This window comes from Bradyrhizobium sp. USDA 4503, assembly GCF_054055815.1.
This window is the reverse complement of record NZ_JBSRXS010000001.1, coordinates 2,671,082-2,684,087: the sequence shown is the minus strand read 5'-3', so window position 1 is coordinate 2,684,087 and position 13,006 is coordinate 2,671,082. Positions and strand designations below refer to the sequence as shown.

Annotated in this window: 11 protein-coding genes and 1 pseudogene; 5 read left to right on the top strand and 7 right to left on the bottom strand. The window is 65.4% G+C overall.

Annotated elements, in window-relative coordinates:
* Positions 1 to 11: 11 nt before the first annotated feature.
* Positions 12 to 635: a hypothetical protein gene (locus ACVMIH_RS13130; protein WP_456862105.1), complete on the top strand. Its 624-nt coding sequence runs from the start codon at positions 12 to 14 to the stop codon at positions 633 to 635.
* Between the two features lie 16 nt (positions 636 to 651).
* On the opposite strand, the gene ACVMIH_RS13125 is transcribed toward ACVMIH_RS13130, so the two are convergent.
* Entirely contained in the window at positions 652 to 1,674 is a 1,023-nt protein-coding gene (locus ACVMIH_RS13125) for a methionine synthase (RefSeq protein WP_456862103.1), read from the bottom strand.
* Between the two features lie 99 nt (positions 1,675 to 1,773).
* On the opposite strand from ACVMIH_RS13125, the gene ACVMIH_RS13120 reads away from it, so the two are divergent.
* The 4 genes from ACVMIH_RS13120 to ACVMIH_RS13105 all read left to right on the top strand — a co-directional run bounded on the left by ACVMIH_RS13120 (position 1,774) and on the right by ACVMIH_RS13105 (position 5,222).
* The gene (locus ACVMIH_RS13120; protein WP_076830192.1) at positions 1,774 to 2,478 is read left to right on the top strand and encodes a glutathione binding-like protein; all 705 of its coding nucleotides are present in this window, start codon (positions 1,774 to 1,776) and stop codon (positions 2,476 to 2,478) included.
* A gap of 99 nt (positions 2,479 to 2,577) precedes the next feature.
* Positions 2,578 to 3,189: a 2-hydroxychromene-2-carboxylate isomerase gene (locus ACVMIH_RS13115; protein WP_028342912.1), complete on the top strand. Its 612-nt coding sequence runs from the start codon at positions 2,578 to 2,580 to the stop codon at positions 3,187 to 3,189.
* On the top strand, positions 3,189 to 4,166 hold the full coding sequence (locus tag ACVMIH_RS13110) for an NADPH:quinone oxidoreductase family protein (protein WP_456814560.1): 978 nt from the start codon (positions 3,189 to 3,191) through the stop codon (positions 4,164 to 4,166). Before ACVMIH_RS13115 ends, ACVMIH_RS13110 begins: the two co-directional genes overlap by 1 nt.
* A gap of 129 nt (positions 4,167 to 4,295) precedes the next feature.
* The gene (locus ACVMIH_RS13105; protein ID WP_456862101.1) at positions 4,296 to 5,222 is read left to right on the top strand and encodes a ketopantoate reductase family protein; all 927 of its coding nucleotides are present in this window, start codon (positions 4,296 to 4,298) and stop codon (positions 5,220 to 5,222) included.
* On the opposite strand, the gene ACVMIH_RS13100 is transcribed toward ACVMIH_RS13105, so the two are convergent.
* The 6 genes and pseudogenes from ACVMIH_RS13100 to ACVMIH_RS13075 all read right to left on the bottom strand — a co-directional run bounded on the left by ACVMIH_RS13100 (position 5,219) and on the right by ACVMIH_RS13075 (position 12,915).
* A complete protein-coding gene (locus ACVMIH_RS13100; RefSeq protein ID WP_456862099.1) occupies positions 5,219 to 5,905 on the bottom strand; it encodes an esterase/lipase family protein in 687 nt (228 codons plus the stop codon). The genes ACVMIH_RS13105 and ACVMIH_RS13100 overlap by 4 nt on opposite strands.
* Positions 5,902 to 6,792: a crotonase/enoyl-CoA hydratase family protein gene (locus ACVMIH_RS13095; RefSeq protein ID WP_018272348.1), complete on the bottom strand. Its 891-nt coding sequence runs from the start codon at positions 6,790 to 6,792 to the stop codon at positions 5,902 to 5,904. The genes ACVMIH_RS13100 and ACVMIH_RS13095 overlap by 4 nt, the downstream gene beginning before the upstream one ends.
* A gap of 141 nt (positions 6,793 to 6,933) precedes the next feature.
* The gene (locus ACVMIH_RS13090; RefSeq protein ID WP_456862097.1) at positions 6,934 to 8,352 is read right to left on the bottom strand and encodes an amidase; all 1,419 of its coding nucleotides are present in this window, start codon (positions 8,350 to 8,352) and stop codon (positions 6,934 to 6,936) included.
* Positions 8,345 to 9,517, bottom strand: a complete 1,173-nt coding sequence (locus ACVMIH_RS13085; protein ID WP_016846360.1) for a M20 aminoacylase family protein — start codon at positions 9,515 to 9,517, stop codon at positions 8,345 to 8,347. The genes ACVMIH_RS13090 and ACVMIH_RS13085 overlap by 8 nt, the downstream gene beginning before the upstream one ends.
* A 6-nt stretch (positions 9,518 to 9,523) precedes the next feature.
* Positions 9,524 to 11,043: pseudogene (locus tag ACVMIH_RS13080) on the bottom strand (M81 family metallopeptidase).
* 222 nt (positions 11,044 to 11,265) lie between these two features.
* A complete protein-coding gene (locus ACVMIH_RS13075) occupies positions 11,266 to 12,915 on the bottom strand; it encodes an ABC transporter ATP-binding protein (RefSeq protein ID WP_253608010.1) in 1,650 nt (549 codons plus the stop codon).
* Positions 12,916 to 13,006: the final 91 nt, after the last annotated feature.

Sequence of the window (13,006 nt, the reverse complement as noted above, 5' to 3'; positions counted from 1 at the left end):
AAGTAAGAAACATGCCCCTGCAAAACCGCGTCACGCCCACCGGCGACATCGTCGCGACCGACCATCGCGGCACCTTCACCGGCAATCGCGGCATCATCCACGATCCGGCGACGCGCACGCTGCTGAACAAGCGCTGGTCGAGCCCGGCGTGGCTCACCTGCGTCTGCGAGTTCAGGGGACGGCGGCGCGAGGTGATGAGCCGGCAGAGCTGGACCGAGCTGTTCTTCCTCGATGAGGCCACCGCGTTCGCGGCCGGACACCGGCCCTGCTTCTACTGCCGCCGTGACGATGCCAAGTGGTTTCGCAGCTGCTGGGAGCAGGGCAACGGCGTAAGCGATCTCAGCGCCAAGGCGATGGATGCGGTGCTGCACGCCGAGCGGCTCGACCGCGGCAAGAAGCGGCTGCATCCGCTGCCGATGCGATTGCGCGACTTGCCCGACGGGACGATGGTGCAGGCGAGCGGGGAGAGCTACCTCGTCGCCGACGGCGCCACGTTGCGCTGGTCGTTCGCCGGTTACAGCCGGGCCGACGTACCCGAGCCGGCCATGCTGCTGACGCCGCCATCGACGTTGCGCGCCTTCCAGGCCGGCTACCGGCCGGTGTTGCATCCGAGCGCGATGGCCGTTCTGGGTTGATTGGCCGGCGTCATCCTTACGCCAGCCGCTGCCGCGCCAGCTTGGCACCGGCGCCCAGCGCGATCAGCTTGGCTTCCGCGATGTCCCGCCGCATCGGCGCCATGCCGCAATTGGTGGTCGCGATGATGTTGCCCTTCGGCACGTGCTTCGCGACCGCCTCGATCACCTTGACGACGTCCTCCGCGGTTTCGATCTCGTCGCTGGCGACGTCGATCACGCCGGCCTGCACGATCTTGCCGGGGAGTGCCGCCAGCAGTTCGATCGGCACCTTCGAGTTGCGGCATTCGATCGCGACCTGCTGGATCCTGCTCTTGTCGATGACGGGGAAGGTCTCCTCGTATTGCCGCCACTCGCCGCCAAGCGTCTGCTTCCAGTCGGTGTTGGCCTTGATGCCGTAGCCGTAACAGATGTGCACGGCGGTGGCGCAGGTCAGACCTTCGGCGGCGCGCTCCAGCGCCTTGATGCCCCAGTCGCGCACTTGGTCCATGTAGACGTTGAAGGCGGGCTCGTCGAACTGGATCATGTCGACGCCGTCGGCCTGCAACGCCTTCGCCTCCTGATTCAAAAGCTCGGCGAAAGCGAAGGCCATCTTCACGCGGTCGCCGTAATATTTGTCGGCGATGGTATCGATGATCGTCATCGGGCCGGGCATGGTGAATTTCAGCCGGTTCCTGGTGTGCGCGCGGGCCGCACGGGCCTCGCTCTCGTGGACGCGTCCCTTGAGCTGCAGCGGTGCGACCACCTGCGGCACCATCGCCTTATAGCGGTCCTTGCGGATGCCCATCTCGACCTTGTGGGCGAAATCGATGCCCTCGATCCGCTCCAGGAAGCCGTGCACGAAATGCTGGCGCGCCTGCTCGCCCTCGGTGACGATGTCGACGCCGGCATCTTCCTGCAGCTTGACCGCGAGCACCGTGGCATCGCGCTTGGCGCGGGCGAGCTCGGCGCCCTCCGACTTCCAGGGTGCCCACAACATGTTCGGCTCCGCCAGCCATTCCGGCTTCGGCAGCGAGCCTGCGATCGTCGTTGGAAACAGCATGGGTGCCTCCCGTTGGGTTCTGATTGAGGGCCTGTGTGCCATGTCCTAAGGTGGAGGTACAGAACAACAAAAGTCTTTGTGATGGGGAATAGAACGCCGATGATCGATCTGCACTACGCGCCGACGCCGAACGGCTGGAAGATCTCGATCATGCTGGAGGAACTGGGGCTGCCCTACAAGGTGATCCCGGTGAACATCCGCGCCGGCGAGCAGTTTCGGCCCGAATTCCTGGCGATCAGCCCGAACAACCGGATCCCCGCCATCGTCGACCATCAACCGGCCGACGGCGGCGGGCCGTTCTCGGTGTTCGAGACCGGCGCGATCCTGATCTATCTCGCCGACAAGACCGGCCGTTTCCTGTCGCGGGAGTTGCGTGCGCGGTCGAACGTCATCCAATGGGTGATGTGGCAGATGGGCGGCCTCGGGCCGATGCTCGGCCAGCACGGCCATTTCGCGCTCTATGCGGCCGAGAAGATTCCCTACGCGATCGAGCGCTACCGCGACGAGACCGCGCGGCTCTATGGCGTGCTCGACCGCCAGCTCGGCAGGACCGGCGCCTATATCGCCGGCGACGACTATTCGATCGCCGACATCGCCTGCTTCCCCTGGACCATGACCCACAAGGCGCAGGGTTTTACCCTCGACGATTTCCCGAACATCAAGCGCTGGTACGCCACCGTGCGCGCCCGCCCGCAGGTGCAGGCGGGGCTTGCGATCGGAAAATTCGTCAAGGAGCCGTTTGACGAGGAATCACGCAAGAACATGTTCGGCCAGCGTGCGAAGGAATTGGTCGAGAAGAAATGATGCCCGTTATTCCGCGGCGCGACACAGTCGCGAGCCCTGCGCCTTGCGGTGCACCCCGGAATGACGAGAATGAATGTGGAAAAGACAAAGGGAAACGCCATGATCGAATTCTTCTTCGACTGCTCCAGCCCGTGGACCTATCTCGCCTGGCACAACATCCAGCCGATCGCGAAGGAGTTCGACGCTCCGATCACCTGGCGGCCGATCCTGGTCGGCGGCATCTTCAACACCGTCAACCCGTCGGTCTACGCGCAGCGCGAGAAGCCGGTGCCGCTGAAGGCGCGCTACATGAAGAAGGATCTCACCGACTGGGCGCGCTCGGCCGGCCTTGCGATCAAGATGCCGCCGACCGTGTTCCCGGTGAACAGCGTCAAGGCGATGCGCGGCTGCATCCTTCTCGGCAACGAGAAGATGGTGCCGTTCGCCCGCGCGGTGTTCGAGGCCTATTGGGGTGACGACAAGGACATTTCGCAGGATGCGGTGCTGACCGAGATCTGCACTAAACTCGGAATCGATCCGGCGCAATTCCTTGCCGGCATCGGCGACCAGGCGATCAAGGATCAACTCAAGGCCAACACCGAGGAGGTGATGGCGCGCGGCGGCTTCGGCTCGCCGACGATCTATCTCGACAAGACCGACATGTATTTCGGCAACGACCGCTTGCCGCTGATCCGCGAGGCGCTGGCACGCCTCAAGGCGCGGGCCGCCTGATGCCGAAAGCCGTCGTTTGCCGCGAGCTCGGCCCGCCCGAGCGTCTGCAGCTCGAGAACTTTGCCTCGGTGCCCTTGCAGCCGGGCCAGGTGCGCGTTGCGATCCGGGCCGCCGGGATCAACTTTCCCGACATCCTGATGGCCGCGGGCGAGTACCAGCTCAAGCCGCCGCTGCCGTTCACGCCGGGCTCGGAAGCCGCCGGCGATGTCGTCGAGGTCAATGGAGCATCCGGTGTCGCCGTCGGCGACAAGGTGATCGTCAAGATGCGCTTCGGCGCCTATTGCGACGAGACGGTTGCAACGCCGTCGCAGCTCGTGCCGGTGCCGTCGACTTTCGACTACGCGGAAGGCGCGACCTTCCTGGCCGCGCATGGCACCGCCTATCATGCGCTGATCGACCGCGGGCAGATCAAGCCGGGCGAGGTGCTGCTGGTGCATGGCGCCGGCGGCGGCGTCGGACTTGCCGCGGTCGAGATCGGCAAGCTGCTCGGCGCCACCGTGATCGCCGCGGCTTCGAGCGAGGACAAGCTTGCGATCGCCAAGGCGCGCGGCGCGGACCATCTCGTGCTCTATGCGCGCGAGCCGTTCCGCGATGCGGTCAAGCGCCTCACCGACGGTCGCGGCGCGGATGTCGTGTTCGATCCTGTCGGCGGCGAGGTGTTCGAGAATTCGATGCGCTGCATCAACTGGGGCGCACGGATTCTCGTCGTCGGCTTCACCGGCGGCATCGGTCTCGCCCGCACCAATCTGTTGATGATCAAGGGCGCGAGCGTGCTCGGCGTTCGCGCCGGCGAGGCAGTGCGCAAGGATCCCGCACTCGGCGAGTTCAGGTTCAAGGCGCTGAGCGAATGGGCCGAGGCCGGCCGGGTGCGGCCGAATATCTCGCACCGGCTGCCGCTGGAAGACTATGCGAAGGCGATGCGGCTGTTGATCGAGCGCAAGGCGATCGGGCGTGTGGCGCTGCTGACGAGGCCGTGAATCCACAGTGTCCAAATTCTGCAGTGCAGCCAAATGACGCGATGGGCCTGACGTTCAGGGAATCGAACCCGGGTCCGTCGCGTGATATCCTCTGCCGGCTGAGTGTCGTTGCAGGGGGGAGGATATGACATGCGTATCGCTGTGATGGCGGCCGGTGCCCTCGGCGGTTATTTCGGAGCACGTATGGCCGCGGCAGGGCACGACGTGTTCTTTATCGCACGCGGCTCCAACCTCGAGGCGATCAGGAAAAACGGTCTCAAGGTCGAGAGTGTGCTCGGCAATCTTCATTTGCCCGAACCCAACGTGACCGATGATCCAGCCACGGTCGGCCCTGTCGATATCGTACTGTTCGCGGTCAAGCTTTGGGACAGCGAGACGGCAGCCAGGTCGTCTCTCCCCCTGGTCGGACCCCGCACCCGGGTGATCCCGCTGCAAAACGGGGTCGATAGCGCCGAGAGGATCGCCCCGATTCTCGGCGCCGACAACGTGGTCGCTGGAAGTGCCTACATTGCTACGGTGCTGTCCGCGCCTGGCGTCGTCACCCACACGAGCCAGTTCGCGCGCATGGTCTGCGGCAGAACCGACGGTAAGCCCGATGACGGCCTCAAGGCCTTTGCCGACGCCGCTCAAGCGGCCGGCATCGACATCTCGGTGTCCGACGGGATTGACCGCGAGCGCTGGCAGAAATTTGTATTCCTCGTCGGACTATCAGGCGCGACCGCAACGGCTCGCCAGCCGCTGGGGCCTATCCTGGCCGACCCGGATACGCGAGCGTTCTTTTACAGCCTGATGAGCGAGGTGGTGGCGGTCGGCCGTGCCAAAGGCGTTCCCATTCCGGAGAATTTTGCCGAGGACCGAATGAAATTCGCGGAAGCCTCGCCGCCCACCTTCAAGGCTTCCATGCTGCACGATCTCGAACGCGGCAACCGGCTCGAACTCGACTGGCTCGCCGGAAAGGTGGTGGAGTTCGCCCGCCCGCTTGGCATTCCTACGCCAGCCAACAATGCGGTCTATGCCATGCTCAAGCTGCACAGGATGGGTAACGCCCACGCCTAGTCCACCTGACGATTTGTGCTGAATTTCCCCTCTCGCAAGAACGCGATGGTCTGCGCGATCGCATCGGCGTTGCGCACCAGCCAGGGATGCGAGGTGCGGATCACGATGTGATCGGCCATGCCCTCGAGCCTGGTGTTGGTAACCGACACCCGGCCGTCATGCGGTCGCGGCAGGGCCATGGAGGTGATCGGATAGACCGAACGGTTGCCGGCAATGATGCCGGCGGAATAGTCGATCGGCGGCAGCAGCGCGCTGGTCGCGGCATCGCGGCGGGTGACGAGCTGCTGGCCGGCCGGACCGAAATAGGCGCGATAAGCCGCGAGGTTCTTCAGGCGGTCGGCGATCTCGCTGCCGCCGTTCGGTGTGCCCAGCATCACGACGCGGCCGAGCCGCGCCGGGCGATGCCTTGCCAGATAGACGCGCGCCAGAAGACCGCCCATGGAATGGCAGACGAAGTTCACGGAGCCGTCGAGGCTCTCCGCGAATTGATCAAGCGAAGGATGGATGTCCTCGGCCAGCGCGTCGAGCGGCTTGCGCCGGCTGTCATAGTCGAGATTGAGGGTGGCAAAGCCGGCAGCCTTCAGTGCCAGCTCCATCCTGCGAAACGAGCGCGCCGTCCTGCTGATGCCGTGCAGCAGGACGACGCCGTCAAGTGTGAACGCCGCTTGACGCCGTTCGTTCACTTATAGTCGCGCTCTTGCCACCACGGGAAATAGTCGGGCATGTCCGACGACACCTTATTCTTGAACTGCGCGGGGCGCTTTTCCAGGAACGACACCACGCCTTCCTTGACGTCGTCGGAGCGGCCGCGGGCATAGATGCCGCGGCTGTCGACCTTGTGCGCCTCCATCGGATCGTCGGCGCCCATCATGCGCCACATCATCTGGCGGATCAGCGCCACCGACACCGGCGCGGTCTTGGCCGCGAACTCCTTGGCGAGCGCACGCGCGGTCGGCAGCAGATCGTCCGGCGGCACCACCTTGCTGACGAGCCGCCCGGCAAGCGCTTCCTGCGCCGGGAAGACGCGGCCGGAATAGCACCATTCCAGCGCCTGCGAGATGCCGACGATGCGCGGCAGGAACCAGCTCGATGCGGCTTCCGGCACGATGCCGCGCTGGGAGAACACAAAGCCGAAGCGCGCGGCGTCGGAAGCGATGCGGATATCCATCGCAAGCTGCATGGTGACGCCGATGCCGACCGCCGGGCCGTTCACGGCGGCGATCACCGGCTTCAGGCACTTGAAGATGCGCAGCGTCACTTGCCCGCCGCCGTCACGCACCTGCGGATCGCTGTAGTCGACGCTGCCGTCGGCATTGCGCTTGACCGGGCCGCGCCGCGCATCGCGGTCGAACGTGTTGGCGCCGGAGGAAAGATCGGCGCCGGCGCAGAAGCCGCGGCCCGCACCGGTCACGATGATGGCCCTGACGTCGTCGTCCTTGTCGGCTTTGTCGAACGCGTCGATCAGCTCCTGCTGCATCGTGGCGTTGAAGGCGTTGAGCTTGTCGGGCCGGTTCAGCGTGATGGTCAGGATCTGCTCGGCGACCTCGTACTTGATCGTCTCATACGCCATGGGGATGATTTCCTCTCGGTTTTCTTGAATGAACGGCGCTGGCGCGCGTCTCCATCCAGTTAACCCGGCAATCATCCGTTGTGAAGAAGAGGGATGCGCGGGCCTGGCTCCGCGCATCCTGACTTGCGTTGAGGCGCTGCTTTACTTCTTCGGCGGCGCGGGCCACGGCTTCTGCGGGCCGCGCAGGCCTTCGAACGCCTTGCCCATGCCGAGCACGCCGATGTCGTCGAAGCGGCGGCCGATGATCTGGACGCCGATCGGAAAGCCCTTCTTGTCGTAGCCGGCGTTGATCGACAGCGCCGGGTTCTCCGACATATTCCACGGCACGGTAAAGCAGATGTGCTCGAACGGCTTTGCCGGGTCGTTGAGCGGCGCGGCGAACTCCGCCGGGAAGTTCACCACCGGCGATACTGGCGAGATCACGTAGTCGACCTCGCAGAACAATTTCGCGGCGGCCGCGCGGATCGCCATCGTCATGTTGAAGCCGCGCACCACATCGACGCCGGAGAGCTTTGCGCCGGCTTCTGCCCAGTTGAGGATGTAGGGCAGGGTCTTGCCGCGGTCGGCCTGCGACAGTTTCGACAGCTCGTCCCAGGTCCTAGCGCGCCAGAAATTGTCGAGCCCTTCGAGCATCTCGGGCGTCAGGATGCCGTCGATCTCGGTGATGACGGCGCCGGCGGATTCGAACGCCTTCGCAGCCTTCACGACGACCTCGCGAACCTCCTTCTCGACCTTCTGGCCGGAGCCGGCGTCGAGCATCAGCCCGATGCGCAGCTTGCGCGGCGACTTCTCCAGCGCCTTCCAGTTCACCTCGAGCGCCGGCAGGCTCATGCCGTCGCGGCGATCGGGACGCGACAATACGCTCATCATCAGCGCGGCGTCGTCGACGGTGCGGGTCATCGGACCGGCGACGCGGCCGACATAGGGCGGGTCGATCGGCACGCGGCCGAGGCTCGGTTTCAATGCGACGAGGCCGCACCAGTTGGCCGGCAGCCGCACCGAGCCGCCGATATCGGTGCCGAGATGCAAGGGACCATAGCCGGCAGCGCCTGCCGCGCCCGCGCCGGCGCTCGAGCCGCCGGGGTTCTTGCTGACATCCCAGGGATTGCGGGTCAGGGGATGGAACGAGGACAGGCCCGACGACAGCATGCCGTAGTCCGGCATCGTGGTCTTGGAGAAGATCACGCAGCCGGCCTCGCGCAGCCGCGCCGCAGGCGGTGCATCCTTCTCCGCGGGCGTCAGCTTGACGCTCGCCGCGCCCAGCGGCACCGGCTGCCCCTTGGTCGCGACATTGTCCTTGATGGTGGCGGGAACGCCATCGAGCGTGCCGGCCGGCTCGGCCTGCTGCCAGCGCTCGGTCGAGGTCTTGGCGACCTTCCGCGCCCCTTCCGGGTCGTACAAATACAGCGCCTTGATGTGCGGCTCCCAGGTCGCGACCTGGGAGATGATTTCCTCCAGCACCTCGGACGGCGAGAACTGCTTGGCACGATAGCCGGCGAGCAGGTCGACGGCGGAGAGATCGTGCAGCGACGTGATGGCGTCCCTTTTGGGCTTATGCATGCGCACCTGCCGGCATGCGTTTCTCGATGATGCGGGCGAACATGCTGGCGCCGATCGGCAGGATCTTGTCGTCGAGAACGTAACCGGGATTGTGAACGGGCACGGAGCCGTCATGGCCGACCCAGAAATACGCGCCGGGAATGGCCTGCATCATGTCGGCGAAATCCTCGCTGCCCATCTTGGGTGTCGAGCGGGTGATCACCTTGGCCGGATCGACGACGGTGCGCGCGACTTCCTCGACCACGCGGGACTGCTCTTCCTGATTCACCAGCACGCTGAAGCCGTCGCGGATCTCGACCGAGATTTCGGCGCCATATGCCGCCGCAAAGCCGGCGGAGATTTCGCGCATGCGCTTGCGGATCAGCTCACGAATCTCGTCGGAGAAGCAGCGCACCGTGCCGCACATCCAGGCTTCGCCGGGAATGACGTTGTACGCCGACCCGGAATGGATCTGCGTGATCGACAGCACCGCAGCCTGCAGCGGATCGACGTTGCGGCTGACGATCGACTGCAACGCCTGTCCGAGCGTCATTGCGATCACGACCGCGTCCTTGGAACGCTCCGGCATCGCGCCATGGGCGCCGTAGCCCTGGATCCTGATGTCGAAGAAGTCGGCTGCGGCCATTGCCGGGCCCGGCAGGATCGCGATCTCGCCATGGTTGAGGTCCGGCGCGTTGTGCAGGCCATAGACCTCGTCGCAGGGGAACTGCTTGAACAGGCCGTCCTTGATCATGGCGCGCGCGCCGCCGAGGCCTTCCTCGGCCGGCTGGAAGATGAAATGCACGGTGCCGTCGAAATTGCGGGTCTCGGCGAGATAGCGCGCCGAGCCGAGCAGCATCGTGGTGTGGCCGTCATGGCCGCAGCCGTGGAAGCGGCCGGGGATGGTCGAACGCCACTTCAGATTGGTGTTCTCCTCCATCGGCAGCGCGTCCATGTCGGCGCGCAGGCCGATCTTCTTGGTGCCGTTGCCCTTGCCCTTGAGCACACCGACCACGCCGGTGCCGCCGAGGCCGCGATGCACCTCGATGCCCCAGCTCGTCAGCTTGTCGGCGACGATGCCCGAGGTGCGGACCTCCTCGAAGCCGATCTCGGGATGCGCATGCAGATCCCGTCTGATGGCGGTGAGTTCGTCGGCAAAACTGTCGATGCGCTCAATGGTCGGCATGGCTCTCTATCCGTTTGTGCGTGATGGGGAGGTGGGTGTGAAAGTAGGGCCGTTCGGCTTGATACGAATGCCGGGACGCAAATGTTTCCACGGCAGCGTGGCGGTATCGGCGGGCATCGCGCCGGGGGCGGCGCAGATCAAGAGCTTCTCGGCGATCGGCTCGAAATCGGCGCGGAAATGCACCGAGCTCTTGTTGACCAAAATCTTCTGTGCCGTCGGCTCGATGCCGACATAGCGGTACATCGCCTGGTCGGCAAGCTGGGCCTTGTAGGAGCCGACCACGACGCGCACGTCGCCGATCCGCAGGCAGGCCGAGGGGCCCATGTCCATGTCGCGGCCGCCGAAATAGGGACCGGGAGCCACGAATTTGCCATCCGAGAGCTGTTCGACGACAAAAGTCTCCCGGTATGGCGCGTCGCCGGGAATGCCGGACTTGCCGCCGAGCTCGAGCGTGACTGATGCCCCGACACCGGCGCTGTGCGCGGCCTTCGCGGATTGCGGGTCGTAGATCACGCCGGTTGCGGCACTCGCCTTGTTGCGCACCAGCGCGCGCAGCATACCGGTGGTGTCGGAATCGCCACCGGCGCCGGGATTGTCCTGGGTGTCGGCGATGATGATCGGCCGGCTCGCCGCTTTCGCCAGTTCCATCGCCAGCCGCACGCCTTCGTCGGGCGAATAGATCCGGCCGTCGAAATCGTCCTCATGGCTCTCGACCAGGGCGACGACCTTGTCGGCGGCGGCATCCGCATCGGCCTGGGTCCGGCCGTACGCGAATACGCTCGGCCCGCAATCCCTGAAATCGGCGGCCGGAAAACCCGGCGCAAACGACAGTGTCGGCACCGCGTCGCTCTCGAGGGCGGCGAGCTTTTGATAGATGCCCTTGGTCGGCTGGTCGTTGGTGCATTGCCAGCTGATCGGGATCAGGAACGGCAATTGCCGGAAGGCCTTTGCGAAGCGCTGCCTGGTTTTGAGCATCAGCGCCAGATGCCGGGCGCAGGCGCGGCCGGTTTCGGCCATATCGACATGCGGATAGGTGCGGTAGGCAATCAGCGCATCGGCATGCTCGATCATCTTTGGCGAGACGTTCGCATGCAGATCGAGGCTCGCCACCAGCGGCAGGTCGTTGCCGATCGCCTTGCGCACGCGGGCCAGCGTTTCGCCTTCACCGTCGTCATAATGCTCGGTGACCATGGCGCCGTGCAGGTCGAGATAGACGGCATCGATCGGTCCGGCCGCGGCGATGCCGTCGACCATTTCCGTCACGATCCGCTCATACGCATCCTTGCTGACATGCGCCGACGGGCTCGCCGCGGCGAAGATCGTCGGCACCAGCTCCCAGCCATTGGCTTCCGCCGCCTCGACAAAGCCGGCGAGGCCGACATTGATCTTGCGCATGACCTTGAGCACGTCGGCGCCATGCGTCATCGACGGCCAGCCGCCGCCATGCACGAAATCGTCATAGGTTGCCTTCGTCGGTGCGAAGGATTGGTCTCGTGCAGGAAGCCGCCAACGGCAATGCGGGTCATCAAGTCGGTCTCGATACGTTTCTTCGATCATGATGCGATCATAACGACGCGCGTCATGATCTCATCTCGTTGGTTGGAGCGTGATCTCCGGGGAAGACCGGCGTCCACCTTCAGGGCCACGCTCTAGCGCGCGACGTTAAGCGTGTCGTCGCGCCCAGCGCAAGCCGGGGAGCACCAGCGGATTTGCATGCCCTGTGGGCGGAAAGGCTTGAGGCTAAAGACCTAGGCCGTCGCCACAATGCCTTCCGAAACGGGGCGGAAGTTGGCGAAGTCCCAGCCGCGTCCGGGCGCCGCATCGAGCAGCGCGCGGGTATAGGCTTGCTGCGGATTGGTCAGCACCTCGGCGGCCGGTCCCTGTTCCACGACGCGGCCATGCTGCATCACGGCGACGTCGTCGCAGATTTGTGCGGCGACGCGCAAATCATGCGTGATGAACAGCAGCGCGATGCCCAGCCGGCGCTGGATTTCGTCAAGCAGATCCAGAACCTGCGCCTGCACCGAGACGTCGAGCGCGGACACCGCCTCATCCGCGACGAGCACGTCGGGATCGAGCGCCAGCGCGCGCGCGATCGCGATGCGCTGGCGCTGGCCGCCGGAGAACTGGTGCGGATAGCGCGAGATCGCGTCGGGCGGCAGATGGACGAGCTCGAGCAGCTCGCGCGCCCGCGCCAGCGCGTCCTTGCGCGGCATGCCATAATTGACCGGGCCTTCCGCGATGCTCTCGCCGACGGTGACGCGCGGATTGAGCGAGCGGTAGGGATCCTGGAAGATGATCTGGATCTTCTGGCGATGCGGCTGCAACAGCCGGCGCGACAGGTCGGAGATCTCGCGGCCGGCGAGGCGTACCCCGCCCGAGGTCGGATCGATCAGGCGGACGATGCAGCGCGCCACCGTCGACTTGCCGGAACCGCTTTCGCCGACGATGCCGAGCGTGCGGCCCTTGCGCAGAGTGAGCGTGACGTTGCTGGCGGCGGCGACCTCGCGGGCTTTGCCGTACAGCGACCGCTCCCGGTAGACCTTGCTGAGCTCGTTGGCTTCCAGCACCACGGGCTCGGTCGTCTCCGGGCGCGGCGCGCGCGGCACCAGGCTCGGCACCGAGGACAAGAGGTTGCGGGTGTACTCCATCTTCGGATTGCGCAGCACGTCCTGCAGCGGGCCGGTTTCGACCAGGCGGCCGTGCCGCATCACCGCGACGCGGTCGGCGATCTCGGCCACCACGCCCATGTCGTGGGTGATAAACAGAACCGCGGTGCCGTGATCGCGTTGCAGGTCGCGGATCAAGGTGAGGATCTGCTTCTGGGTGGTGACGTCGAGCGCGGTGGTCGGCTCGTCCGCGATCAGGAGCTTCGGCTCCAGCACCAGCGCCATCGCGATCATGATGCGCTGGCGCTGGCCGCCCGACAGGCGGTGCGGGTAGGAGGAGAAGATGCGCTCCACGTCCGGCAGCCGCACATGCTCCATCATCGCCAAAATCTTCTGGCGCCGTGCGCGGGCATCGAGATCTGTGTGGGCGCGCAGCACCTCGTCGATCTGGCGGCCTACCGGCACCACGGGATTGAGCGCGGTCATCGGCTCCTGGAAGATCATCGCCATCCGCGTGGCGCGGAGTTGCCGCAGCCGCCGGTCGCTGGCGGTGAGCAGTTCCTCGCCGACCAGTTTGACGCTGCCGCCAGACGGCACCAGCGTGCCCTTCTGCTGCAGGCCCATCACGGTGAGCGATGTCACCGACTTGCCCGAGCCGCTTTCGCCGACCAGGCACAGCGTCTCGCTTTCACGTACCTGCAGCGAGAGGTCGTCGATGATGCGATGCGCATCCGCCTTGCGGCCGAGGCCGACGACGAGATTGCTGATGTCGAGGACGACGTTGGTCATGTCAGGGTCTCTTGGCGCTGCGAAGGAATTTACCCACTGTCATTCCGGGATGGTGCGCCAGCACCAGACCCGGAATCTCGAGATTCCGGGT

What these genes read in the sequence shown, in the direction of transcription:
- ACVMIH_RS13130 (WP_456862105.1), top strand. Translation starts at nt 12, where the DNA reads ATGCCCCTGCAAAACCGCGTCACGCCCACCGGCGACATCGTCGCGACC.
- ACVMIH_RS13125 (WP_456862103.1), bottom strand. Translation starts at nt 1,674, where the DNA reads ATGCTGTTTCCAACGACGATCGCAGGCTCGCTGCCGAAGCCGGAATGG.
- ACVMIH_RS13120 (WP_076830192.1), top strand. Translation starts at nt 1,774, where the DNA reads ATGATCGATCTGCACTACGCGCCGACGCCGAACGGCTGGAAGATCTCG.
- ACVMIH_RS13115 (WP_028342912.1), top strand. Translation starts at nt 2,578, where the DNA reads ATGATCGAATTCTTCTTCGACTGCTCCAGCCCGTGGACCTATCTCGCC.
- ACVMIH_RS13110 (WP_456814560.1), top strand. Translation starts at nt 3,189, where the DNA reads ATGCCGAAAGCCGTCGTTTGCCGCGAGCTCGGCCCGCCCGAGCGTCTG.
- ACVMIH_RS13105 (WP_456862101.1), top strand. Translation starts at nt 4,296, where the DNA reads ATGCGTATCGCTGTGATGGCGGCCGGTGCCCTCGGCGGTTATTTCGGA.
- ACVMIH_RS13095 (WP_018272348.1), bottom strand. Translation starts at nt 6,792, where the DNA reads ATGGCGTATGAGACGATCAAGTACGAGGTCGCCGAGCAGATCCTGACC.
- ACVMIH_RS13090 (WP_456862097.1), bottom strand. Translation starts at nt 8,352, where the DNA reads ATGCATAAGCCCAAAAGGGACGCCATCACGTCGCTGCACGATCTCTCC.
- ACVMIH_RS13085 (WP_016846360.1), bottom strand. Translation starts at nt 9,517, where the DNA reads ATGCCGACCATTGAGCGCATCGACAGTTTTGCCGACGAACTCACCGCC.
- ACVMIH_RS13075 (WP_253608010.1), bottom strand. Translation starts at nt 12,915, where the DNA reads ATGACCAACGTCGTCCTCGACATCAGCAATCTCGTCGTCGGCCTCGGC.